General features: G+C 64.5%; 19 protein-coding genes. 16 read left to right on the forward strand and 3 right to left on the reverse strand.

Annotation, left to right across the window (positions count from 1 at the left end):
* Position 1 precedes the first annotated feature (1 nt).
* A complete protein-coding gene (locus HPF_RS09855) occupies positions 2–1,855 on the forward strand; it encodes a sodium:solute symporter family protein (RefSeq protein WP_066154609.1) in 1,854 nt (617 codons plus the stop codon).
* A gap of 131 nt (positions 1,856–1,986) precedes the next feature.
* The gene (locus tag HPF_RS09860; RefSeq protein WP_066154606.1) at positions 1,987–2,370 is read left to right on the forward strand and encodes a hypothetical protein; all 384 of its coding nucleotides are present in this window, start codon (positions 1,987–1,989) and stop codon (positions 2,368–2,370) included.
* 43 nt (positions 2,371–2,413) lie between these two features.
* Here the strand turns inward: HPF_RS09860 and ppsR are convergent, their stop codons facing one another.
* A complete protein-coding gene (gene ppsR, locus HPF_RS09865) occupies positions 2,414–3,235 on the reverse strand; it encodes a posphoenolpyruvate synthetase regulatory kinase/phosphorylase PpsR (RefSeq protein WP_066154603.1) in 822 nt (273 codons plus the stop codon).
* Between the two features lie 213 nt (positions 3,236–3,448).
* On the opposite strand from ppsR, the gene ppsA reads away from it, so the two are divergent.
* The 5 genes from ppsA to HPF_RS09890 all read left to right on the forward strand — a co-directional run bounded on the left by ppsA (position 3,449) and on the right by HPF_RS09890 (position 11,542).
* A complete protein-coding gene (gene ppsA, locus HPF_RS09870; protein ID WP_133156499.1) occupies positions 3,449–5,848 on the forward strand; it encodes a phosphoenolpyruvate synthase in 2,400 nt (799 codons plus the stop codon).
* 143 nt (positions 5,849–5,991) lie between these two features.
* Positions 5,992–6,213 (forward strand): hypothetical protein, encoded by a 222-nt coding sequence (locus tag HPF_RS09875; protein ID WP_133156500.1) that lies wholly within the window; start codon positions 5,992–5,994, stop codon positions 6,211–6,213.
* Between the two features lie 3 nt (positions 6,214–6,216).
* Entirely contained in the window at positions 6,217–8,979 is a 2,763-nt protein-coding gene (locus tag HPF_RS09880; RefSeq protein ID WP_133156501.1) for an ATP-binding protein, read from the forward strand.
* Positions 8,976–9,350: a response regulator transcription factor gene (locus tag HPF_RS09885; protein ID WP_066154590.1), complete on the forward strand. Its 375-nt coding sequence runs from the start codon at positions 8,976–8,978 to the stop codon at positions 9,348–9,350. The genes HPF_RS09880 and HPF_RS09885 overlap by 4 nt, the downstream gene beginning before the upstream one ends.
* Complete coding sequence (locus tag HPF_RS09890; protein WP_079366092.1) at positions 9,347–11,542, forward strand: 3'-5' exonuclease; 2,196 nt, start codon at positions 9,347–9,349, stop codon at positions 11,540–11,542. The genes HPF_RS09885 and HPF_RS09890 overlap by 4 nt, the downstream gene beginning before the upstream one ends.
* A gap of 21 nt (positions 11,543–11,563) precedes the next feature.
* Here the strand turns inward: HPF_RS09890 and HPF_RS09895 are convergent, their stop codons facing one another.
* Positions 11,564–13,429 (reverse strand): putative nucleotidyltransferase substrate binding domain-containing protein, encoded by a 1,866-nt coding sequence (locus tag HPF_RS09895; protein WP_207959352.1) that lies wholly within the window; start codon positions 13,427–13,429, stop codon positions 11,564–11,566.
* Between the two features lie 164 nt (positions 13,430–13,593).
* Between HPF_RS09895 and HPF_RS09900 the strand changes: the two genes are divergently transcribed.
* The 9 genes from HPF_RS09900 to dnaB all read left to right on the forward strand — a co-directional run bounded on the left by HPF_RS09900 (position 13,594) and on the right by dnaB (position 20,224).
* Entirely contained in the window at positions 13,594–13,887 is a 294-nt protein-coding gene (locus tag HPF_RS09900; RefSeq protein WP_066154750.1) for a hypothetical protein, read from the forward strand.
* Positions 13,887–14,462: a tetratricopeptide repeat protein gene (locus HPF_RS09905; RefSeq protein ID WP_066154584.1), complete on the forward strand. Its 576-nt coding sequence runs from the start codon at positions 13,887–13,889 to the stop codon at positions 14,460–14,462. Before HPF_RS09900 ends, HPF_RS09905 begins: the two co-directional genes overlap by 1 nt.
* 152 nt (positions 14,463–14,614) lie before the next feature.
* A complete protein-coding gene (locus HPF_RS09910; RefSeq protein WP_066154581.1) occupies positions 14,615–14,875 on the forward strand; it encodes a DUF4212 domain-containing protein in 261 nt (86 codons plus the stop codon).
* A gap of 3 nt (positions 14,876–14,878) precedes the next feature.
* Positions 14,879–16,990 (forward strand): sodium:solute symporter family protein, encoded by a 2,112-nt coding sequence (locus HPF_RS09915; protein WP_133156502.1) that lies wholly within the window; start codon positions 14,879–14,881, stop codon positions 16,988–16,990.
* Between the two features lie 152 nt (positions 16,991–17,142).
* Positions 17,143–17,532 (forward strand): 30S ribosomal protein S6, encoded by a 390-nt coding sequence (rpsF, locus tag HPF_RS09920; RefSeq protein WP_066154575.1) that lies wholly within the window; start codon positions 17,143–17,145, stop codon positions 17,530–17,532.
* Positions 17,533–17,541: 9 nt separating this feature from the next.
* A complete protein-coding gene (priB, locus tag HPF_RS09925) occupies positions 17,542–17,847 on the forward strand; it encodes a primosomal replication protein N (protein WP_243721719.1) in 306 nt (101 codons plus the stop codon).
* Positions 17,848–17,859: 12 nt separating this feature from the next.
* Positions 17,860–18,141, forward strand: coding sequence for a 30S ribosomal protein S18 (rpsR, locus tag HPF_RS09930; RefSeq protein WP_066154570.1), 282 nt, complete (start codon positions 17,860–17,862; stop codon positions 18,139–18,141).
* A gap of 13 nt (positions 18,142–18,154) precedes the next feature.
* Positions 18,155–18,607 carry a 50S ribosomal protein L9 gene (rplI, locus tag HPF_RS09935; protein ID WP_066154565.1) on the forward strand — a complete coding sequence of 151 codons (453 nt, stop codon included), beginning with the start codon at positions 18,155–18,157 and terminating at the stop codon, positions 18,605–18,607.
* 174 nt (positions 18,608–18,781) lie between these two features.
* Positions 18,782–20,224, forward strand: coding sequence for a replicative DNA helicase (gene dnaB, locus HPF_RS09940; protein WP_207959354.1), 1,443 nt, complete (start codon positions 18,782–18,784; stop codon positions 20,222–20,224).
* A gap of 71 nt (positions 20,225–20,295) precedes the next feature.
* Here dnaB and HPF_RS09945 read toward each other — a convergent pair whose 3' ends face one another.
* The gene (locus HPF_RS09945) at positions 20,296–22,035 is read right to left on the reverse strand and encodes a PhoH family protein (protein ID WP_079366094.1); all 1,740 of its coding nucleotides are present in this window, start codon (positions 22,033–22,035) and stop codon (positions 20,296–20,298) included.
* Between the last annotated feature and the right edge of the window lie 120 nt (positions 22,036–22,155).

Below are 22,155 nucleotides of genomic sequence, written 5' to 3' on the forward strand. Positions count from 1 at the left end.
CATGGATCTTCAAACCCTGACCTATGTGGTCGTGGGCGCAACCTTTGCGCTCTACCTCGGCATCGCCTTCTGGGCACGTGCCGGCAGCACCTCCGAGTTCTACGTGGCCGGTGGCGGCGTGCACCCCATCACCAACGGCATGGCCACGGCGGCCGACTGGATGTCGGCCGCATCGTTCATCTCGATGGCCGGCCTGATCTCCAACATGGGCTACGGCGGCGCCGTGTTCCTGATGGGCTGGACCGGTGGCTACGTGCTGCTGGCCTGCCTGCTGGCTCCGTACCTGCGCAAGTTCGGCAAGTTCACCGTGCCCCAGTTCATCGGTGACCGCTACTACTCGCAGACGGCACGCACCGTGGCCGTGGTCTGCCTGCTGGTGGCCTCCACCACCTACATCATCGGTCAGATGACCGGTGTGGGCGTGACCTTCTCGCGCTTCCTGGGCGTGTCCAGCGAAACCGGTATCTACATCGGTCAGGCCATCGTGTTCTTCTACGCGGTGTTCGGCGGCATGAAGGGCATCACCTACACCCAGGTGGCCCAGTACATCGTGCTGATCCTGGCCTACGTCATCCCGGCGATCTTCATCTCCCTGAACCTGACCGGCAACTTCCTGCCGCAGCTGGGTCTGGGCTCTGATCTGGCCGGTACCGACGTGTCCCTGCTGGCCAAGCTGGACCAGGTGGTGACCGATCTGGGCTTCAGCCAGTACACGACCGCTTCTGCCGGCTCCATGCTGAACATGTTCTGCTTCACGCTGTCGCTGATGATCGGTACCGCCGGTCTGCCGCACGTGATCGTCCGCTTCTTCACCGTGCCCAAGGTCTCTGACGCCCGCATGTCGGCTGGCTGGGCCCTGGTGTTCATCGCCCTGCTGTACACCACGGCCCCCGCCGTCGGTGCCATGGCCCGCCTGAACCTGATCGGCACCGCCAACACCGCCGTCGGTATCGGGGCCGGCCCGGATGGCCAGATGGTCGTGAAGGCTGATGTGGTCAAGGCCAACGCCGACCTGTTCGCCGCCGAAGCCAGCCTGAAGTACGAAGACCGCCCGGAGTGGATGAAGCGCTGGGAAAAGACCGGCCTGCTGAAGTTCGAAGACAAGAACGGTGACGGCCGCATCCAGTACTACAACGACGCCACCAAGAACGAAGCCGTCAAGGGCAAGGCCGAAGCCGCCGGCTGGAAGGGCAACGAGCTGACCGTGAACGCCGACATCATCGTGCTGGCCAACCCGGAAATCGCTCAGCTGCCCAACTGGGTGATCGCCCTGGTCGCCGCTGGTGGTCTGGCCGCCGCGCTGTCTACCGCCGCCGGTCTGCTGATGGCCATCTCCTCGGCCGTGTCGCACGACCTGATCAAGGGTTCCATCAACCCGAACATCAGCGAGAAGAACGAACTGCTGGCAGGCAAGATCTCCATGGCCGTGGCCATCGTGATCTCGGGCTGGCTGGGTCTGAACCCGCCGAGCTTTGCGGCCGGTACCGTGGCCCTGGCCTTCGGTATCGCTGCCTCGTCGATCTTCCCGGCCATCATGATGGGTATCTTCAGCAAGTCCATCAACGACAAGGGCGCCAGTGCCGGCATGCTGGCAGGTCTGTTCGTGACCCTGTTCTATGTGTTCGCACACAAGGGCCTGTTCTTCATCAAGGGCACCGAGTTCCTGAACCTGGTTGGCGGCAACAACGGCTTCTTCGGCATCTCGCCGGAAGGCATTGGCACTGTGGGCGCCCTGGTGAACTTCATCGTGGCTTACCTGGTGAGCAAGGCCACCAAGCCGGTGCCGGCCCACATCGCCGAGCTGGTCGAATCCGTTCGCGTGCCCAAGGGCGCCGGCGGTGCTGTGGCCCACTGATGGTGTGAGCGACACCTGCAGGGGATGAGCATCCCCTGACCGGAAGCCCCGTTGGGTGACCAACGGGGCTTTTTTTATTGAGAGAATCCCAACAAGGGTGCAGTCCGCACCCGGCCTATCGACTGGATGGCATGAGCATTTTCATTTTCAACTGGATCTTCCTGCTGGCCTTGTTTCCGGTGGCCTTCTTCTGGCTGCGCAGGGCTTGGCGCATCCTGGTCAAACGCGACTTTTCCGAGGTGGCCCTGAAAAAAGGCCTGCCACCGCCCAACCCCGAGAAATTCGCTCCCTACGAAATGGTCATCAACCTGGTCGGTGGCGTGGTGATGGTGGTGGTGCTGGTGGCGGTGCTGGGCTTTCAGGCGCTGGCCAGCGAGGACTGGGTGGCCATTGCCGGCTCCACCCTGTGGACGAAGCTGTTCCTGTCGTTCGCGCTGGGTCGCCACGCACACGGTGGCATGACGGAGCTGGCCAAGAAATCGGCCGAGGCGCGGGAGAAGAAGGCCAAGGGTTGAGCGGTGGCCGGCGGCGCAGGCTGCGCGATCCGGTACGCCGCTCTCAGTAAGCCAGCCGTTCCGGACGGATTTCCTGCAGGATCGTGGTGGCGATTTCTTCGATCGACTTGGTCGTGGTCGAAAGCCAGCGGATGCCCTCGCGCCGCATCATGGCCTCGGCCTCGCTCACCTCTGCCCGGCAGTTTTCCAGGCTGGCGTAGCGCGAATTCGGGCGGCGCTCGTTGCGGATCTCCGATAGCCGCTCGGGGGCGATGGTCAGGCCGAAGATCTTCTTGCGATGGGGCATCAGCGCCGGCGGCAGCTTGCGGCGTTCGAAGTCTTCCGGAATCAGCGGGTAGTTGGACGCCTTCAGGCCGTGCTGCATGGCCAGGTAGAGCGAGGTCGGCGTCTTGCCGCTGCGGCTGACACCCACCAGGATCACGTCCGAGCCCTCCAGGTCCCTGTGGCTCTGGCCGTCGTCGTGCATGAGCGCGAAGTTGATGGCCTCAATGCGGTCGTTGTACTCCTTGCTCTTGGAGGCGTCCGAGAAACGGCCGACCCGGTGGTTGGACTTGATGCCCAGCTCTTCCTCCAGCGGCTCGACGAAGGTGCCGAACATGTCCAGCATCATGCCGTGGCAGTGCTCCTTGACCACCGCCAGCACCTCCATGTTGACCACGGTGGCGAACACCAGGGGGCGCCGGCCTTCGACCTCGGCCGTGTGGTTGATCTGGCGCACGGCCTGGTGGGCCTTGTCCACACTGTCCAGGAACGGCAGCCGCACCCGGCGGACCGTGGCTTCGAATTGGGCCAGGATGGCGTTGCCAAAGGTTTCGGCGGTGATGCCGGTGCCATCGGAGATGAAAAAGACGGTGCGGTTGGGCATGGCAAGGCTCGCTCGGGTTCAAGAAATTTCAGGACCACCCCACGCTGATTTCACGGGGGTGGCCGGCCCGGGGTGGTCCGGGGCTGGCGGCACCATCCTACAATCATGGACGCCCAGAATGCTTGCCCCCTGCCCGGTGCACGACCCATAACAGAACCACAGGTCACCCGCTGGCGCATGGAGCCCCCGGTTTTTCAACCTTAGGAGTCTTCCATGTCCAACCTGTTCGAGCCGACCGCCCTGGTCGTGCCCTTCGAAAAACTGCGAATGAGCGATGTCGAGATCGTCGGCGGCAAGAATGCCAGCCTCGGCGAGATGATTTCGCAACTGCCCCACGGCGTGAAAGTACCCACGGGCTTTGCCACCACGGCCCACGCCTTCCGCGAGTTCCTCAAGGCCGACGGCCTGACCGACCGCATCAACGCGCGCCTGGACGCGCTGGACACCGAGGACGTGCGCGCGCTGGCCGAAGCCGGTGCCGAGATCCGCGCCATGGTCGAGAACCAGCCGTTCCCGGCCGATCTGGAAAAGGCCATCCGCGAGGAGTTCGCCCGCCTGAGCGAAGGCAACCCCGACGCCTCGTTCGCCGTGCGCTCTTCCGCCACGGCCGAAGACCTGCCCGACGCCTCGTTCGCCGGCCAGCAGGAAACCTTCCTGAACGTGCACGGCATCGAGGATGTGCTGCACAAGATGAAGGAGGTGTTCGCCTCCCTCTACAACGACCGCGCCATCAGCTACCGCGTGCACAAGGGCTTTGCCCACGCCGACGTGGCGCTGTCGGCCGGCGTGCAGCGCATGGTGCGTTCCGACCTCGGCGCCGCCGGCGTGATGTTCACCATCGACACCGAGTCCGGCTTTGAAGACGTGGTTTTCATCACCTCCAGCTACGGCCTGGGCGAAACGGTGGTGCAGGGCGCTGTGAACCCCGACGAGTTCTACGTGCACAAGCCCATGCTCAAGGCGGGCAAGCAGGCGGTGATCCGCCGCAACCTGGGCAGCAAGCTGATCGAGATGGTGTTCTCCACACCCGAGGAGAAGGCTGCGACGAAGAAGCTGGTGAAGACCGTGGACGTGCCGGTCGAGCTGCGCAACCGCTACAGCCTGACCAACGCCGAGGTCGAGCAGCTGGCGCACTACGCGCTGGTGATCGAGCAGCACTACGGCCGCCCGATGGACATCGAGTGGGGCAAGGACGGTACCGACGGTCAGCTCTACATCCTGCAGGCCCGCCCCGAGACGGTGAAGAGCCAGTCGGCCGGCAAGACCGAGGTGCGCTACAAGCTCAAGGGCAAGGGTGCCGTGCTGGCCAGTGGCCGCGCCATCGGCCAGAAGGTCGGCACCGGCCCGGTGCGACTGGTGCACAACATCAGCGAGATGGACAAGGTGCAGCCCGGCGACGTGCTGGTGACCGACATGACCGACCCGAACTGGGAGCCGGTGATGAAGCGCGCCAGCGCCATCGTGACCAACCGCGGCGGCCGCACCTGCCACGCTGCCATCATCGCGCGCGAGCTGGGCATCCCGGCCGTGGTGGGCTGCGGCAACGCCACCGACCACCTGAAGGACGGCACGCTGGTGACGGTCAGCTGCGCCGAGGGCGACACCGGTCACATCTACGACGGGTTGCTGGAGACCGAGGTGACCGAGGTGCAGCGCGGCACCATGCCCGAAGTCGACGTCAAGATCATGATGAACGTCGGCAACCCGCAGCTGGCCTTCGACTTCGCCCAGGTGCCCAATGGTGGCGTTGGCCTGGCGCGGCTGGAGTTCATCATCAACAACAACATCGGCGTGCACCCCAAGGCCATCCTGGACTATCCGGCCGTCGACGCCGATCTGAAGAAGGCGGTGGAGTCGGTGGCCCGCGGCCACGCCTCGCCGCGCGCCTTCTACGTCGACAAGGTGGCCGAAGGTGTGGCGACGATTGCTGCCGCGTTCTGGCCCAAGCCGGTCATCGTGCGCCTGTCGGACTTCAAGTCCAACGAGTACCGCAAGCTGGTGGGCGGCAGCCGCTACGAGCCCGACGAAGAGAACCCGATGCTGGGTTTCCGCGGCGCCGCACGCTACATCAGCGAGGACTTCGCCGAAGCCTTTGCCATGGAGTGCGAAGCCCTCAAGCGCGTGCGCGAGGACATGGGCCTGACCAACGTGCAGGTGATGGTGCCTTTCGTGCGCACGCTGGAGCAGGCGCGCAAGGTCACCGAGCTGCTGGCGGCCAAGGGTCTCAAGCGCGGCGAGCACGAGCTCAAGCTGATCATGATGTGCGAGATCCCGAGCAACGCGGTACTGGCCAAGGACTTCCTGCAGTACTTCGACGGCTTCTCGATCGGCTCCAACGACCTGACCCAGCTCACCCTGGGCCTGGACCGCGACTCCGGTCTGGAGCTGCTGGCGCACGACTTCGACGAGCGCGACCCGGCCGTCAAGGCGCTGCTCAAGCTGGCCATCGGCGCCTGCAGGGCCGAGGGCAAGTACGTGGGCATCTGCGGCCAGGGTCCCAGCGACCACCCGGACTTCGCCCAGTGGCTGCGCGACGAGGGCATCAGCTCGATCTCCCTGAACCCGGACTCGGTGGTCGACACCTGGCAGTTGCTGGCGTCTTCCGCCAAGTGACCGCCGGTCTTTGAATGCCGAAACGGCCGGGCTCTGCCCGGCCGTTTTTCTTTGTGCTCCAGCGTAAGGCCGGGGTCAGTGCCTGGCGCACAATCAGGCACAAAGGCGACCCCACGAGGTCGTCGCCGACAGAGGAGACGCGCATGTTTCGAGGACTGGACGCCCAACGCCTGGTGGCCCTGTTCGTGGCCGGTCTGTTGCTGTTCAACTTTCCGCTGCTCGCGCTCTGGGACCACGACATCCGCGTGCTGGGGCTGCCCCTGTTTCCGGCGGCGCTGTTCCTGATCTGGGCACTGCTCATCGGCGCGCTGGCCTGGATCGTCGAGCGTTCGCCGGACACGTCGCCCGGCGGCGATCGCCACTGAACCATGCTGTCCGCCCCGCTGGTCATCGGCGTCTCCTTTGCCTACTTGCTGCTGCTGTTCGCGGTGGCCTATTGGGGCGACCGCCGCGCGCAGGCGGGGCGCTCGGTCATCGGCAACGCCTGGGTCTATGCGCTGTCGATGGCGGTCTATTGCACGGCCTGGACCTACTTTGGCAGCGTCGGCCGCGCCGCCAGTTCGGGCGTGTGGTTCCTGCCGATCTACCTGGGGCCCATGCTGGCCATGGTGCTGGCCTGGATGGTGGTGCGCAAGATGATCCGCATCGCGCGCACCTACCGCATCACATCCATCGCCGATTTCATCGCCAGCCGATACGGCAAGAGCCCGCTGCTGGCCGGGCTGGTGACGCTGATCACGTTGGTGGGCATCGTTCCCTACATCGCGCTGCAGCTCAAGGCGATTGCCAGCGGTTATGCGGTGCTGACCTCCCCGCTGGGCGAGGCGGCGCCTCCGCCACAACAGTGGTGGCGCGACAGCACGCTCTATGTGGCGCTGGCGCTGGCCGGCTTCACCATGGTGTTCGGCGCACGGCACCTGGACAGCACCGAGCGCCACGAGGGCATGGTGGCGGCGATCGCCTTCGAGTCGGTGGTCAAGCTGGTGGCGTTTCTCGCGGTGGGCCTGTTCGTCGCCTACGGCCTGTACGACGGGCTGGGGAACTTGTTCGCGCAGGCGGCGGCGCAGGAGGCCATCAACCGGCTGCTGCAGTTCGACCAGGGCCAGCCCTTCGCCTACGCCCAGTGGACCGGACAGACCCTGCTGGCCATGCTGTCGGTGCTGTTCCTGCCGCGCCAGTTCCAGGTCATGGTGGTGGAAAACGTTCGCGAGCAGCACCTGCGCCGCGCGGTCTGGGTGTTTCCGCTGTACCTGTTGCTGATCAACCTGTTCGTGCTGCCGATCGCCATCGGCGGTCTGATGCATTTCGGCCCCGGTCGCATGGACCCGGAAACCTTCGTGCTGTCGCTGCCGCTGTCCGAGGGCCAGAGCGGTCTGGCGCTGCTGGCCTTCGTGGGCGGTCTGTCGGCCGCCACGGGCATGGTGATCGTCGAGGCCATCGCGGTATCCACCATGCTGTGCAACGACCTGGTGATGCCGATGCTGCTGCGCAGCCGCCGGGTCGGCATGCGCTCGGCCAGCGATCTGACCGGGCTGCTGCTGCAGATCCGGCGGCTGGCGATCCTTCTGATCCTGCTGCTGGGCTACCTGTATTTCCACCTGGCGGGCGAGGCTTACGCGCTGGTGAGCATCGGCCTGATCAGCTTTGCCGCGGTTGCACAGTTCGCCCCCGCGATGCTGGGCGGCATGTACTGGAAGGGCGGGACGCAGCGAGGCGCGCTCGCGGGGCTGGTGCTGGGCTTTGGCTTCTGGGCCTACACGCTGATGCTGCCTTCGCTGGCGAAGTCGGGCTGGCTGTCCGACGGATTCCTGGACCACGGCCTGTTCGGATGGACATGGCTCAGACCCGAGGCCTTTCTGGGCTTGAGCGGGCTCGACAACCTGACCCATTCGCTGTTCTGGAGCCTGCTGGCCAATGTGGGGGCCTATGTGGCGGTGTCGCTCTGGCGAGCCCCGTCGGCGGCGGAGACCAGCCAGGCCCTGTTGTTCGTCGACGTGTTCCACCGCACCGAGGGTGCCCGTCCGGTGTTCTGGCAGGGCAGGGCGCAGGTGCCCGACCTGCAGGCCCTGATGGTCCGGTTCCTGGGGCCCACCCGGGCAGGGCAGTTGCTGCAGGCCCATGCGCGGGACCGCGGGGTGGCACAGGTGGCCGACATCCCGGCCGACGCTCGGCTGGTGCAGTTTGTGGAAACCCAGCTGGCGGGTGCTATCGGCAGCGCCTCGGCCCGGGTGATGGTGGCCTCGGTGGCCGAGGAAGAACAGCTCGACCTCGACGACGTCATGCGCATCTTGGACGAGGCCTCGCAGCTGCGGGCCTACTCGATGGCGCTGGAGGAGAAATCGCAGTCCCTGGAGCGCGCCACCACCGAACTGCGGGAGGCGAACGAGAAGCTGAAAAGTCTGGACCGGCTCAAGGACGACTTCATGTCATCGGTGACGCACGAGCTGCGCACGCCCTTGACATCGATCAGGGCGCTGTCGGAACTCATGCGGGACGATGACGCCATGGAGTTGGCGCAGCGGCAGCAGTTCCTGGGCATCATCGTGACCGAAGCCGAGCGCCTGAGCCGCCTGGTCAACCAGGTGCTGGACATGGCCAAGATCGAGGCAGGGCATGCGGAGTGGACCGTGGCCGAGGTGGATCTGCGCGAGGTGGCCGAGCAGGCGGCCGACAGCATGGCCGAGATGTACCGGGAGCGTGGCGTGCTGCTGCAGCGGGTGCTGGCCGAGCATGTGCCCCTGGTGGAGGCCGATGCCGACCGCCTGACCCAGGTGGTGCTGAACCTTCTGTCGAATGCGCTGAAGTACGCGCCGCGCGAGAACGGACAGGTGGTGTTGCGCCTGGACTGCGATGGCGGCCGCGTGCGCATCGAGGTGCAGGACAACGGCCCCGGTATTCCGCCGGATCAGCAGGCCATGGTGTTCGAGAAGTTCCGGCAGGTGGCCGGCGACGCACACTACCGGCCTGGCGGCACCGGGCTGGGGCTGCCGATCAGCCGCCAGATCGTCGAGCATTTCGGCGGTTGCATGTGGCTGCGGTCAGAGGCGGGGCAGGGCGCCTGCTTCGGGTTCTCGCTGCCGGTGGTGGCCGGAGGTGAACAGACAGGCCCACAGAGGAGACAAGACACATGAGCACGAAGATCCTGATTGCCGACGATGAACCGAACATCCTGATTTCGCTGGAGTTCCTGATGAAGCGCGAGGGCTACGAGGTGGTGCTGGCGCGCGACGGCCAGGAAGCGATGGACGCCATCGTCCGTGAACGTCCCGCACTGGTGCTGCTGGACGTGATGATGCCAATCAAGACCGGTTTCGACGTCTGTTGCGAGGTGCGCGCCCACGAAGCCGTGCGAGACACGCTGATCGTCATGCTCACGGCCAAGGGCCGCGACACCGACGTGGCCAAGGGCCTCGCGCTGGGCGCCAATGCCTACATGACCAAGCCGTTTTCGACCAAGGAGCTGGTGCAGAAGGTGCGGGAGCTGCTGGGAGGCGGTGCATGAGTCTTCAGAAGAAGACCGACCCGCGCCTGTGGTGGTTGCTGGGCGCGGCCGCGGTGGCCTCTTTGCTGTGGCTGGGGGCGACCTTCGGCCTCATCGGCTCTGCCATGGATGCGCAGGAGCGCCAGGCGGTGCTGCAGACCGTGGGCGACCGGCTGGTGCTGATCGTGCTGACCTGGGCGGCGGGCATGGGGGTGATCGCCTGGGGACTCAAGCGCTGGTTCGACCTCTGGGTGACGCCCTCGGTGCAGCTGGCCGAGGAGGCCCAGGTGCTGCTCAAGACCGACGTGGTGCGCGCACTCACGCCCAAGGGCAATGCCGAAACCAAGGTGCTGGTGGGCCTGTTCAACCAGCTGGTGGCGCAGCGGGAAGACCTGCGCCGCGAGATGGACCACAAGGTGCACGAGGCGGCGCGCGGCATCGAGCAGGAGAAAAGCCGGTTGGCGGCGCTTATGTCGGAACTGACCCAGAGCGTGGTGGTCTGCAACCTGGACGGGCGCATCCTGCTCTACAACAACCGGGCGCGCATGCAGTTCCGCGCGCTGTCGCAGGCGCCGGGCGTGGCCGGGGGCGCCGAGCTGATCGGGCTGGGGCGTTCGGTCTACAGCGTGTTCGACCGCAAGCTGGTGGCGCACGCGCTGGAGAACATCCAGCAGCGCATGGCGCGCGGCGCCGCGCAACCCTCGGCCCAGTTCGTCACCACCACGCCGGCCGGGCAGCTGCTGCGGGTGCAGATGGCGCCGGTGCGTGCGCCGTCTGGCGGTGGCGCCGAGGACTCGAGCCCGGCATTGACAGGTTTCGTGCTCATGCTGGACAACATCACGCGCGAGTTCGAGGTCGAGGCGGCCAAGGACCAGGTGCTGCACACGCTGACCGAACGCAGTCGGGCGGCGCTGGCCAACATGCAGGCGGCGCTGGACATGCTGGACTACCCCGACCTGGATGCGGCCATGCGCGAGCGTTTCCTGGGTGTGATCCGGGACGAGACGACGGCCCTCAGCCGGCGCATTGGCGATCTGGAGGCCGGCTCGGCCGACAGCCTCAAGACCCGCTGGCCGCTGGAGGACATGCTGGGCGTCGACTTCGTGACGGCGGCTCTGAGGCGCATCGAGGTGGCAACCTCTGTGCCGGTGTCGGCCGCCGAGGTGGATGGCGGGCTGTGGTTGCGGATCGAGAGCTTCTCGCTGATCCAGGCTCTGGCGTACCTGGCGGGGCGCCTGTCCGACGAGTTCGACGTGCGCTTCGTGCAGCTGCGCCTGCAGCCGGCCGCCGGCTCGGCGGGCAAGGCCTGGCTGGACCTGATCTGGAGCGGCCAGGCCATGAGCACCGAAACCGTGATGAGCTGGGAGATGGATCCGATGAAGGTGGGGGACGAGACCCTGCGGCTGACGGTGCGCGACGTGGTCGAGCGGCACAACGGCGCCTTCTGGTTCGAGCGCGAGCGCATCCGCCACCAGGCCTTCTTCCGCTTCCTGCTGCCGCTGGCCAGCCCGCAGGAACAGGTGGATGCCGCCACCTTCGTACGCAGCGACAGCCGACCCGAGTACTACGACTTCGACCTGTTCAAGACCACCGAGCAGACGCGCTCGATGGACGACCGCCTGCTGACCGAGCTGACCTACACCGTGTTCGACACCGAGACCACGGGCCTGAACCCGTCGCAGGGGGACGAGATCATCCAGATCGGTGCCGCGCGCCTGGTGAACAACAAGCTGCTGCGGCAGGAGTGCTTCGAACAGCTGGTGGACCCGAAGCGGCCCATCCCGCCGGCCACCATTCCGATCCACGGCATCCAGCCCGAAATGGTGATCGGCCAGCCGACCATCGACCAGGTGCTGCCGGCCTTCCACGCCTTCGCGCAGGACACGGTGCTGGTGGCGCACAACGCAGCGTTCGACATGCGCTTCCTGCAGCTCAAGGAAGGACAGACCGGCGTGGTGTTCGACCAGCCGGTGCTGGACACGCTGCTGCTGTCGGCGGTCATCCACCCGAACCAGGACTCGCACCGCCTGGAAGCGATCGCGGAGCGTTTCAACGTCACCGTCATCGGCCGCCACACCGCGATGGGCGACGCCATGGTGACGGCCGAGGTGTTCCTCAAGCTGATTCCGCTGCTGGCCGAAAAGGGCATCCATACCCTGGGCCAGGCGCGCGAAGCCGCGCAGAAGACCTACTACGCCCGGATCAGGTACTGATGCCGGCGCGGTGCAGGGGCTTCACATCCTGTACCGCTGGGCCAGCACGCCCTGCAGCGAGGCCACTACGACGAACGCATCCTTGAGCTGGGCGCGCTCGAAATTGGAGATCTCGTCGGGGTTGAGGAAGTTGTCGGGGTTCTGGCCCGCGGCAATCTGGCGCGACTGGTGCTGGATGCGCAGAAAGGCCAGGAACTCCAGAGCGTCGCGCAGGTCGCGGGCGCTCTGCTCGCTGATGGCGCCACCCGCTGCCGCGCCGAGCAGGCGGTCGTGCGTGTTGACGGCGCTGTCGCCACCCGCGAGCGCATAGACGCGGGCCAGATCGACGATGGGAACGATGCCGCTGTGTTTGAGGTCTATGGTTCCCTTGTGTTCACCACTGCGGATGGTGGTGAGGCCCTTGAACATGCCCAGCGGCGGCTGGTGCTGGAGCGCGTTGCCGACCATGTAGGCCAGAAAGATGCTGTTGCCCTGGGTGCGCTGCAGAACGTCCTGCCGCAGCTTGTCGAGCATCTCCATGTTGCCGTGGATGGCGCGCAGGTCGAAGAACACACAGGTCAGCATCAGCGACTTTGGATCGGGCTGGCCGGTCCAGCGCGCGAAGTACTCCATCCACTTGCGCCGAGGCTGCCGCCACTCGTCCGTCATTGCCATCATCTCGCCCGGACAGTGGACGTAGCCGCAGGCGTCAAGCCCGTCGCAGACGAAGGTCGACAGGGCCTTGAAATAGACCCCGTGCCGCACCTCGTCGTAGGCATCGTCGAGCACCATGCAGTTGTCCTGGTCGGACTTGGCGGTCTGCTCGCTGCGGGCCTGCGAACCCGCCGCCACCCACACATAGTCGACCGGGGCCGGTCCGAGCTGCGCCTCGCCCAGCTGCAGCAGCCGGCAGGTGATCGCGTCGGTGATGGCGGTGACGATGTGGCCGGTGCTGTGGGCCGAGGCCTCGGCCGCGGCCAGGTTCTGCTGCAGGCGCCGGACCTTGCTGGCCACGGCCTGCAGGCCATCGAGCGTGGTCTGCTTGTAGATGTCGCCCGCCAGGTAGACCGCCGAGGTGCTGTGCTGCTCGGTCAGGTCGGTGGCGGTGATCATGCCCACGATGCGCTGGCCGTCGAGCACCGGCACGTGGTGGATGTTGTGGCGCGCCATCAGCAGCAGGGCGTCAAACGCCGGGCTGTGCACATCGATGCTCATGGGCGCGAGAGTGGCGATGTCGGCGATGGGGCGCGCGGTGTCGAGCCCGGCCGCGATCACGCGGTTGCGCAGGTCGCGGTCGGTGATGAGGCCGAACAGCAGGCCCTGCTCAGTGATCAGCACCGAGGACACGCGCTGGTCGCTCATCGCCTGGGCCGCTTCGCGGATGCTGGTCTGCGGTGACAGCGCGACCGGCTCGCGCTTGATCAGGGCTCGGACCGGCGTGGTCATGAGGTTGAGTGCGGGGTCGCTCGGCCCGCCACCACCAGCCCGGCCGCCGGGTACTGGCCTGGAGGCGCCGGGGAGGCTGCCAAGGAAATAGGTCAGACCAGGTGTTTCTCGGCACAGGGTCTGCACCGTGAGTGCGTCCAGCCGGGCGCAGGTGACGGCTGTTGTGGCCCTGGCACCGCAGATGCCCAGCGCATCGCCGAGGCCAAGGCCGAACAGGTCCCCAGCCTGCAGATCCAGCACCCCGTCGCCATCCGCATCGAGCAGTTGCGCCTGGCCTTCGATCAGCCAGTAGAGGTGCTCCCCGAACCGCTCGCCTCCGGTCAGCCGCTCGCCGGCCGACGCCTGAACCGGGATCAGGGCTTTTGAGAGGGAAGACCGCGTCGGTGGCGCCAGCATGCCCAAAACCCGGTGGTTCTCCAGCGCGCGGGCCAGCAAGCAGGAAGAGGAAGATGCGTGGTCCATGGCGCAACGATTGTGTGACGAGATGAATCGATCCTACATCCGGGCCGGGGTGGATCAGGGAAAACCCTCTCGGTGTTTGACCGGGGGGTGCTCTTGCAGGGCAGGTTTGTAAGGAGTTGGTAAGTTGCCAAATCAGAATGGGCTCACCGTTACACGATCCTTACATGTTGACGCTCATTCTCGCGATCAAACTGATTGCCGAAATTGCCCTCATGGCGTTGTTCGGGCAATGGGTGCTTGGGCTGCTTGCGGGGGAGCGCAAATCGACCAACCTGTTCTACCAGGTGCTCGAACAGATCGGGCGGCCCTTTGTGCTGCTAGCTCGCTTCATCACGCCACGTTTCGTGCTTGAACGCCACCACCCTCTGGTGGCGTTTCTGTTGTTGGGGCTGGTATGGGCGGGAGCGACCGTGGCCAAGATCTCCCATTGCGTGAAGATCGGGGTGCAATTGTGCTGATGAAGGGATCCTTCGAAGACGGGTATGTGCGATGGCAGGTCCGTCTGCTGTTGCTGGCTGGACAGAAAACGCAGGCCCTGACCCGCATCGAGCGCCATCTGGCTTCGCGTCCGGACAACGCCTATGCCCTGGCGACCCGAGCCCATCTGCAGGCCGAACTGGGGGACAAGTCCGGCGCCATTGACTCGATCGAACGGCTGGTCAGCGTGCAGCCGCGTCAGGCTTCGGCCTGGTTCAACCTGGGATTTCTGCGGGAAGAGGTGGGACGGCTGGAGCAGGCCGAAGAGGCCTTTCGTCGGGCCACCGACATCGACCCCCAACTGGATCGCGCCTGGTACGGCCTGGCGCTGTGCCTCATCCGCCTGCGCCGTTTCGACGACGCCGTGGTGGCTCTGCGCAAGAACACCGAATTGCAACCCATGAGTCCCTACGGCTGGTACCAACTGGCCAGGGTTCATGTTGACCGGCAAGAGCCCGAAGAGGCGGCGAAGATCATTCGCCATCTCAAAAAGTTCGAGCCGAAAGTGGCGGCACAGCTCGAACGCGAGACGGGTCTGGGCGTTGCCCCGACCTGAGTGCCTGCCGGCGACATGCCGGCAGTCATTTTCCTGGCGCAGGTGCAGTGACGCGAGTTTGCTCACGCACGGGTCGGTTGCAGGCCACCGGAAGGAGACGGGTGGCGCCCGTGATCTGCCCGAAAGGGTGTTCTTGAAAAGAGGTCGATGCCATGGAATTGACTGAGAACCACCGCCGATACTGGCGGAAAAACCTGAACATCACCGCCATATTGCTAGCAATCTGGTTCGTGGTGACCTTCGTTGTGAGCTACTTCGCCCGTGACCTGAACTTCAACTTCTTCGGTTGGCCGTTCAGCTTCTGGATGGGCGCGCAGGGTGCGCTGGTGGTGTACTGCCTGATCATCGGGTACTACGCTTGGTACATGAACCGCCTTGACATCGAGCACGGTGTCGAAGAATCCGAGGAGTGAACCATGGCAGGCATGTTTGAAACTGCAGGCGCTGCCGGAGGCTCCAACAAGGCCTTCAAGCAGCAGCTCAACAAGGTTTACAAGTGGTACACGGGGGGCTTTTTTGTCTTTGTGATCACGTTGGCCATCCTTGAGCAGATGGGACTGTCCCGCGAATGGATCGGCTTCATCTTCCTTCTCGCGACCATCGGTCTGTACGCCGGCATCGGCATCATGAGCCGGACGACGGACGCTGCCGAGTACTACGTGGCGGGGCGCCGGGTGCCCGCGGTCTACAACGGCATGGCGACTGGTGCCGACTGGATGTCGGCGGCGTCGTTCATCGGCATGGCCGGCACGCTGTACCTCACGGGCTACAGCGGATTGGCGTTCATCATGGGCTGGACGGGCGGCTACTGCCTGGTGGCGCTGTTTCTGGCGCCGTATCTGCGCAAGTTCGGGCAGTTCACCATTCCAGACTTCCTGGGTGAACGCTACGGCGGCAACCTGCCGCGTTTCCTGGGCATCTTCGCAGCCATCCTCTGCTCCTTCACCTACGTGGTGGCACAGATCTACGGCGTGGGCATCATCACCTCGCGCCTCACGGGTGTGGCCTTCGAACTCGGGGTCTTCCTGGGTCTCGGCGGCATTCTGGTGTGCTCGTTCCTGGGTGGCATGCGTGCGGTGACCTGGACCCAGGTGGCCCAGTACATCATCCTGATCATTGCGTACATGATCCCTGTCGTCTGGCTGTCGGTGAAACAGACCAGCGTGCCCGTGCCGCAGGCGATCTATGGCTTCCAGCTGGAGAAGGTCACGGCCAAGGAAAAGCTGCTGATCAACGATGCCAAGGAACTCGAGGTGCGCGAGATCTACAAGAAGCGCGCCGCCGATCTGGATGCCAAGCTCAAGGATCCCGCCAACGCGCTGGCCGCGGACAAGGCCGCTGCCGAGGCCAAGCTGGCCGAGCTGCGTGCTGCCAATGCCCCCGCCGCCGACATTGGTGCGGCCGAGAAGGCCCTGGCTGGGGTGCCCAAGGACGAAGCGGCTGCCAAGAAGGCCTGGACCGCCGCGAAGACGGCCGCTGAAAACAAGGCCAAACCGCTCAACGGTATGCCTGCCCACGCCGCACAGTTCTCGGGCGATCCGAACGGCGACGAGAAAGCCCAGAAGGCGTACGACGAGTCCCGACGCAACTTCCTGGCTCTGATCTTCTGCCTGATGATCGGTACGGCCGCCTTGCCCCACATCCTCATGCGGTACTACACGGTCCCCAGCGTGAAGGAGGCCCGCCAGTCGGTGACCTGGTCGCTGTTCTTCATCTTCCTGCTGTACTTCACGGCGCCGGCGCTCGCGGTGCTGGTCAAATACGAGGTGTTCCATGTGTTGGTGGGAACGCCATTCGACCAGTTGCCGCAGTGGGTGGCCGCGTGGAACAAGGTGGATCCATCCTTGTTGTCTGTTGCTGACGTCAATAAGGACAACATCCTGCAGCTCAACGAGATGAACATCGGCGGCGACATCGTGGTGCTGGCAACCCCCGAAATCGGTGGCCTGCCATACGTGATCTCGGGCCTGGTGGCGGCGGGTGGTCTGGCCGCTGCGCTGTCGACGGCTGATGGCCTGCTGCTGACGATCGCCAACGCGCTGTCGCACGACCTGTACTACAAGATGATCGACCCGAACGCTTCGACGGCCCGTCGGGTGACCATCTCGAAGATGCTGCTGCTGATCGTCGCGCTGGCGGCAGCCTACGTCGCGGCGCAGAAACCGGCGGACATCCTGTTCCTGGTGTCTGCGGCCTTTTCGTTCGCTGCCGCGGCGTTCTTCCCGGCCCTGGTACTCGGCATATTCTGGAAGCGCGCCACGGGCATTGCGGCCTCGCTGGGTATGGTGGCGGGTCTCGGTATCACTTTCTACTACATGATGACCACCCAGCCTTGGCTTCGCGGGATCTTCGGTGTGACCTCGCCGGTTGAGCTCTGGTATGGCATCCAGCCGATATCGGCTGGCGTCTTTGGGGTACCGGTAGGTTTCCTGGTGATCATTGTGGTCAGCCTGATCACGCCGGCGCCGAGTCGAAAGGTTCAGGAGCTGGTGGAGCACGTTCGCTATCCGAATCTGAAGCTCGGCTGATCGTTCTCACCCTCCCGCCGGCATGCCCGGCGCGAGGGGGCCAGGGCGGGTCGCACTTGCGGCCCGCCTTTTTTGTTAGAATCATAGGCTTCGCCTTGCCGCACCCCGTGTTGACGCCGGGGGCGGCTGTTTTTCATCCACAAGGAGAGTCCATGCGTCATTACGAAATCGTTTTGCTGATCCACCCGGATCAAAGCGAACAAGTTCCGGCCATGCTGGAGCGCTACAAGGGCATGATCACCACCGGTGGTGGCAAGATCCATCGCGTTGAAGACTGGGGTCGCCGCCAACTGGCCTACCAGATCAACAAGCTGTCCAAGGCACACTACCTGTGCGTCAACATCGAGGCTGACCAGGCCGTGATGAGCGAGCTGGAACATGCGTTCAAGTTCAACGACGCCGTGCTGCGCCACCTGACCGTGCAGAAGAAGAAGGCCGAAACTGGTCCTTCCAGCATGATGAAGGCGGTCGAGCGCGAGGAAGCCCGCAAGCTGGCCGCGCCCGAGCAGCGCGAAGGCCGCGAACAGCGCGCCGAGGCCTGATTCCGGAGCGTGACGTCGCCAACGGACATCAACCGGTTTGAACTGTCGGCCACCGTGGTGCAGGTCCAGAGCCTGCGCTACACACCAGCTGGCATACCCGCCATCAATCTCGTGCTGGAGCATGAGTCCACGGTCACCGAATTGGATGTCCCGCGAAGCGTGAAGCTGCAACTCAAGGCTGTCGCATTCGGTGCGTTGGCCGAGACGCTCTCAAGGCAAAGCCTTGAGATGGTAGGCAGGTTTCAGGGCTTCATGGCCAACTCGCGCAACGGCAAAGGCGTTGTGTTCCATATCCAAGATTTCAGCAAGACATAGGAAAGGCCCATCATGGCTGCACCGAAACGTTTCAACAAAGACAAGCGCCCCAAGCGCAACACCCAATCGCTGCTGTTCAAGCGCAAGCGCTTCTGCCGCTTCACCGTCGCCGGTGTGGAAGAAGTCGACTACAAGGACGTGGACGTCCTGCGCGACTTCATCTCTGAAAACGGCAAGATCATTCCCGCCCGCCTGACCGGCACCCGCGCGATCTACCAGCGCCAGGTGACCACCGCCATCAAGCGCGCCCGCTTCCTGGCCATGCTGCCGTACAGCGACCAGCATCGCGTCTGATAGGGAGATTCACATGCAAATCATTCTGCTCGACAAAGTTGTCAACCTCGGCGCCCTGGGCGATGTGGTCAAGGTCAAGGACGGCTATGCCCGCAACTTCCTGATCCCCGCCGGTCGTGCACGCCGCGCCACGCAAGCCGCCGTGGCCGAGTTCGAGGCCCGCCGCGCCGATCTGGAGAAGGCCGCCGCCGCCAAGCTCGCCGAAGCCCAGGCCCTGGGTGAGAAGATCGCCGGCGTGAACCTGAAGCTGAGCCAGAAGGCCGGCGTGGACGGCCGCCTGTTCGGTTCCGTCACCAACCACGACGTGTCCGAAGAACTGAACAAGCAGGGCTTTGCCGTGGCGAAGTCCCAGGTGCGCATGCCCAATGGTCCGCTCAAGACCGTGGGCGAGTACACCGTCAGCGTGAACCTCCACACCGACGTCACGGTCGACGTGGCCGTCACGGTGCTGGGCGAAACCGCCTGATCTTCCGGACGGCTGCCGCCGTCCCGCAAAGGCCGCTGCCTTCGGGTCAGCGGCCTTTTTTTCTTGCGCGGGGTTTTCCTGCGCCATCCCCAGACTTTGCACGCTTTGTCCACAGACTTGTCCCATGACAGCGTGGTGGGTCGGGCGTACCATTTCAAGATTCACAGGATCGCCATGGCAGACGTCTTTTCCACTCCGTTTTCTTCTTTTGACGCTGGACTGGACGAAGTGGGTTTTGCCCCAGACCAGCAACTGGCCCAGCTGCGGGTGCCCCCGCACTCTATCGAGGCGGAGTCCAGTGTTCTGGGTGGGCTTCTGCTGGACAACGGCGCCTGGGACCGCGTGGCCGACCTGATCAACGACTCGGACTTCTACCGCTACGAGCATCGCCTGACGTTTTCGGCCATTGCGGCACTGGTCAACGCCAGCAAGCCCGCCGACGTGGTGACGGTGTACGAGCACCTGCAGAACCTGGGCAAGGCCGACGAGGCGGGTGGTCTGGCTTACCTCAATTCGCTCGCGCAGTACGTGCCCAGCGCGGCCAACATCCGGCGCTACGCCGAGATCGTTCGCGAGCGCGCCATCCTGCGCAAACTGGTTGCAGCCAGCGACGAGATTGCCACCAACGCGTTCAACCCGCAGGGCCGGCCGGTCGCCAAGATCCTGGACGAGGCGGAGCAGAAGATCTTCAAGATCGGCGAGGAAGGCTCGCGGATGAAGGAGGGCTTCCAGGGCATGGACACCCTGGTGGTGGACCTGCTGGACCGTGTGCAGGAGATGGCCGACAACCCCAACGACATCACAGGCGTACCCACCGGCTTCATCGACCTGGACCGCATGACCTCGGGTTTGCAGGCCGGCGATCTGGTGGTGCTGGCGGCACGGCCATCCATGGGCAAGACCGCATTCGCCATCAATATCGCCGAGCACGTGGCGCTCAATGAAGGACTGCCGGTGGCGGTGTTCTCCATGGAAATGGGCGCATCCCAGCTGGCGGTTCGTATCGTTGGTTCCATAGGCCGCATCAACCAGGGGCATCTGCGCACAGGCAAGCTGACCGACGACGAGTGGCCGCGTCTGACCGAGGCGATCGAGAAGCTGCGCAATGTGTCGCTGCACATCGACGAAACCCCGGGCCTCACGCCCAGCGAGTTGCGCGCCAACGCAAGACGTCTGGCACGCCAATGCGGCAAGCTCGGGTTGATAGTGGTCGACTACCTTCAGCTGATGAGCGGCTCCAGTACCTCGGGCGGTGACAACCGGGCAACCGAACTCGGTGAAATCTCGCGGGGCCTGAAGATGCTGGCCAAGGAGCTGCAGTGTCCCGTGATTGCGTTGTCGCAGCTCAACCGCTCGGTGGAGCAGCGAACCGACAAACGTCCCATGATGTCCGACCTGCGCGAATCCGGGGCCATCGAACAGGATGCGGACATCATCATGTTCATCTACCGTGATGAGTACTACAACCGCGAAACCTGCAAGGAGCCGGGCGTGGCCGAGATCATCATCGGCAAGCAGCGCAATGGCCCGACGGGGACGGTGAAGCTCGCCTTCCTGAACATGCTCACCCGCTTCGAGACGCTGGCGGGAAGTGGCATGGGAGGGGACGACTACTGATAGCGAATGCCCACGCATTCATGAAACAAGCCCGACAGAGTCGGGCTTTTTTCATGTGTGTGCCGGCCTCCTTACAAGACCTCGGAGGCGAAGTCGGCCAGTCGCGAGCGCTCGCCGCGCGCCAGGGTGATGTGCCCCCCGTGCGGCCAACCCTTGAAGCGGTCCACCGCGTAGGTCAGGCCCGACGAACCTTCGGTCAGGTAGGGCGTGTCGATCTGGGCCAGATTGCCCATGCAGATGATTTTGGTGCCCGGGCCGGCGCGGGTGATCAGGGTCTTCATCTGCTTGGGCGTCAGGTTCTGCGCCTCGTCGATGATGACGTACTTGTTCATGAAGGTGCGGCCGCGCATGAAGTTCATGCTCTTGACCTTGATGCGGCTGCGGATCAGTTCGTTGGTGGCGGCTCGTCCCCATTCGCCAGCGCCACCGGCATCGCCCTTGGCCAGAAATTCGAGGTTGTCGTCCAGTGCCCCCATCCAGGGGCCCATCTTCTCTTCCTCGGTCCCAGGCAGAAAACCGATGTCCTCACCCACGCTGACGGTGGCACGGGTCATGATGATCTCGGTGTAGCGGCGATCGTCCAGTACCTGGGTGAGACCGCTGGCTAGGGCCATCAGCGTCTTGCCTGTCCCGGCGGTGCCGGCAAGGGTGACGAAGTCGATCTCCGGGTCCATCAGCAGGTTGAGTGCGAAGTTCTGCTCGCGGTTTCGGCTGGTGACGCCCCAGACCGCATTCTTGAGGTGCGTGTAGTCCTTGAGGGTCTTGAGAACGGCTGTCTTGTCGCGGATCTCGGTCACTCGCGCGTAGAGGGATGGCTCGCCCGGCGCTTCAAAATAGACAAACTGGTTGATGTGGAACTGTGTGACCGCCGGCCCGCTCACGCGGTAGAAGGTATGGCTACCACTCTGCCAGCTTTCGATGGTCTTGCTCTGGCGGGTCCAAAAGTCCTGCGGCAGTGCCAGAGCGCCCGAGTACAGCAGCTCGCCATCGTCCAGCGTCTTGTCGTTCTGGTAGTCGTCCGCGGCGAGACCGAGGGCGCGGGCCTTGACCCGCATGTTGATGTCTTTGGACACCAGAATGACTTCGCGCTGCGGGTGCTTGTCGCGCAGCGCCTGCACCACACCCAGAATCTGGTTGTCTGCCTTGCCCTGGGGCAGGCTGGTCGGCAGTTGTGTGTCCAGAGGTTCCGTCTGGAAGAAGAGCAGGCCACGAGCGGAGGCATTGCCGGTGGCCGAGAGCTTCAGGCCTTTGGTCATGTCGCCGCCGGTCTGGGCTGCGAGTGCGTCGAGCGTGCGGCTGGTCTGGCGGCCATTGCGCGCGACTTCGGTCATGCCTTTCTTGTGACCATCGAGCTCTTCGAGCACGATCATCGGCAGGAAGATGTCGTGTTCCTCAAACCGGAACAGGCTCATCGGGTCATGCAACAGAACGTTGGTGTCTAGCACAAACAGCCGGGCCGGGCCGCTGGACGCCGTTGTTTTGGCCGCACGGCGGCGCACCGGTTCGGCCGAGACTTCTGCCGCCGTCGGCTGTCTGTCTGTACTCAGTGTCGACGGTGTAGCTGCGACCACCTTCTCAACAATGGAGGGCACAGATGCTGTGCGAGTGCTGGGCGCCGCGGCTTTCGGCTTCTTTTTTGCGTCTGCTGGGGCAGAGGGGGGCGAAGCCTTGGCCTGGCGAGACTCCTGATGTGGAGGCACGGCAGGCGCAGAGGCTGGGAATTCGTCGAAGCTGTCCTCGCCGGCTTTCAGGTTGTAGGCCTCAGGAGCAAGCAAGGCGGCACGTTTGGATGGAGCGGGGGGCAGTGGCATGTGGGCGAGGGTTCAGCGCGGACCGGAAAACGAAAAAGCCGCCAGGAAAACCGGGCGGCTTTGCGTGACGCAAGGCAATCGAAGAGGCGTATGTTCAATCGGTCTGACCTGGGTCATGAA

Source organism: Hydrogenophaga pseudoflava (genome assembly GCF_004353865.1).
Lineage (GTDB): Bacteria > Pseudomonadota > Gammaproteobacteria > Burkholderiales > Burkholderiaceae_C > Hydrogenophaga > Hydrogenophaga pseudoflava.

What these genes read in the sequence shown, in the direction of transcription:
- HPF_RS09855 (WP_066154609.1), top strand. Translation starts at nt 2, where the DNA reads ATGGATCTTCAAACCCTGACCTATGTGGTCGTGGGCGCAACCTTTGCG.
- HPF_RS09860 (WP_066154606.1), top strand. Translation starts at nt 1,987, where the DNA reads ATGAGCATTTTCATTTTCAACTGGATCTTCCTGCTGGCCTTGTTTCCG.
- ppsR (WP_066154603.1), bottom strand. Translation starts at nt 3,235, where the DNA reads ATGCCCAACCGCACCGTCTTTTTCATCTCCGATGGCACCGGCATCACC.
- ppsA (WP_133156499.1), top strand. Translation starts at nt 3,449, where the DNA reads ATGTCCAACCTGTTCGAGCCGACCGCCCTGGTCGTGCCCTTCGAAAAA.
- HPF_RS09875 (WP_133156500.1), top strand. Translation starts at nt 5,992, where the DNA reads ATGTTTCGAGGACTGGACGCCCAACGCCTGGTGGCCCTGTTCGTGGCC.
- HPF_RS09880 (WP_133156501.1), top strand. Translation starts at nt 6,217, where the DNA reads ATGCTGTCCGCCCCGCTGGTCATCGGCGTCTCCTTTGCCTACTTGCTG.
- HPF_RS09885 (WP_066154590.1), top strand. Translation starts at nt 8,976, where the DNA reads ATGAGCACGAAGATCCTGATTGCCGACGATGAACCGAACATCCTGATT.
- HPF_RS09890 (WP_079366092.1), top strand. Translation starts at nt 9,347, where the DNA reads ATGAGTCTTCAGAAGAAGACCGACCCGCGCCTGTGGTGGTTGCTGGGC.
- HPF_RS09895 (WP_207959352.1), bottom strand. Translation starts at nt 13,429, where the DNA reads ATGGACCACGCATCTTCCTCTTCCTGCTTGCTGGCCCGCGCGCTGGAG.
- HPF_RS09900 (WP_066154750.1), top strand. Translation starts at nt 13,594, where the DNA reads ATGTTGACGCTCATTCTCGCGATCAAACTGATTGCCGAAATTGCCCTC.
- HPF_RS09905 (WP_066154584.1), top strand. Translation starts at nt 13,887, where the DNA reads ATGAAGGGATCCTTCGAAGACGGGTATGTGCGATGGCAGGTCCGTCTG.
- HPF_RS09910 (WP_066154581.1), top strand. Translation starts at nt 14,615, where the DNA reads ATGGAATTGACTGAGAACCACCGCCGATACTGGCGGAAAAACCTGAAC.
- HPF_RS09915 (WP_133156502.1), top strand. Translation starts at nt 14,879, where the DNA reads ATGGCAGGCATGTTTGAAACTGCAGGCGCTGCCGGAGGCTCCAACAAG.
- rpsF (WP_066154575.1), top strand. Translation starts at nt 17,143, where the DNA reads ATGCGTCATTACGAAATCGTTTTGCTGATCCACCCGGATCAAAGCGAA.
- rpsR (WP_066154570.1), top strand. Translation starts at nt 17,860, where the DNA reads ATGGCTGCACCGAAACGTTTCAACAAAGACAAGCGCCCCAAGCGCAAC.
- rplI (WP_066154565.1), top strand. Translation starts at nt 18,155, where the DNA reads ATGCAAATCATTCTGCTCGACAAAGTTGTCAACCTCGGCGCCCTGGGC.
- dnaB (WP_207959354.1), top strand. Translation starts at nt 18,782, where the DNA reads ATGGCAGACGTCTTTTCCACTCCGTTTTCTTCTTTTGACGCTGGACTG.
- HPF_RS09945 (WP_079366094.1), bottom strand. Translation starts at nt 22,035, where the DNA reads ATGCCACTGCCCCCCGCTCCATCCAAACGTGCCGCCTTGCTTGCTCCT.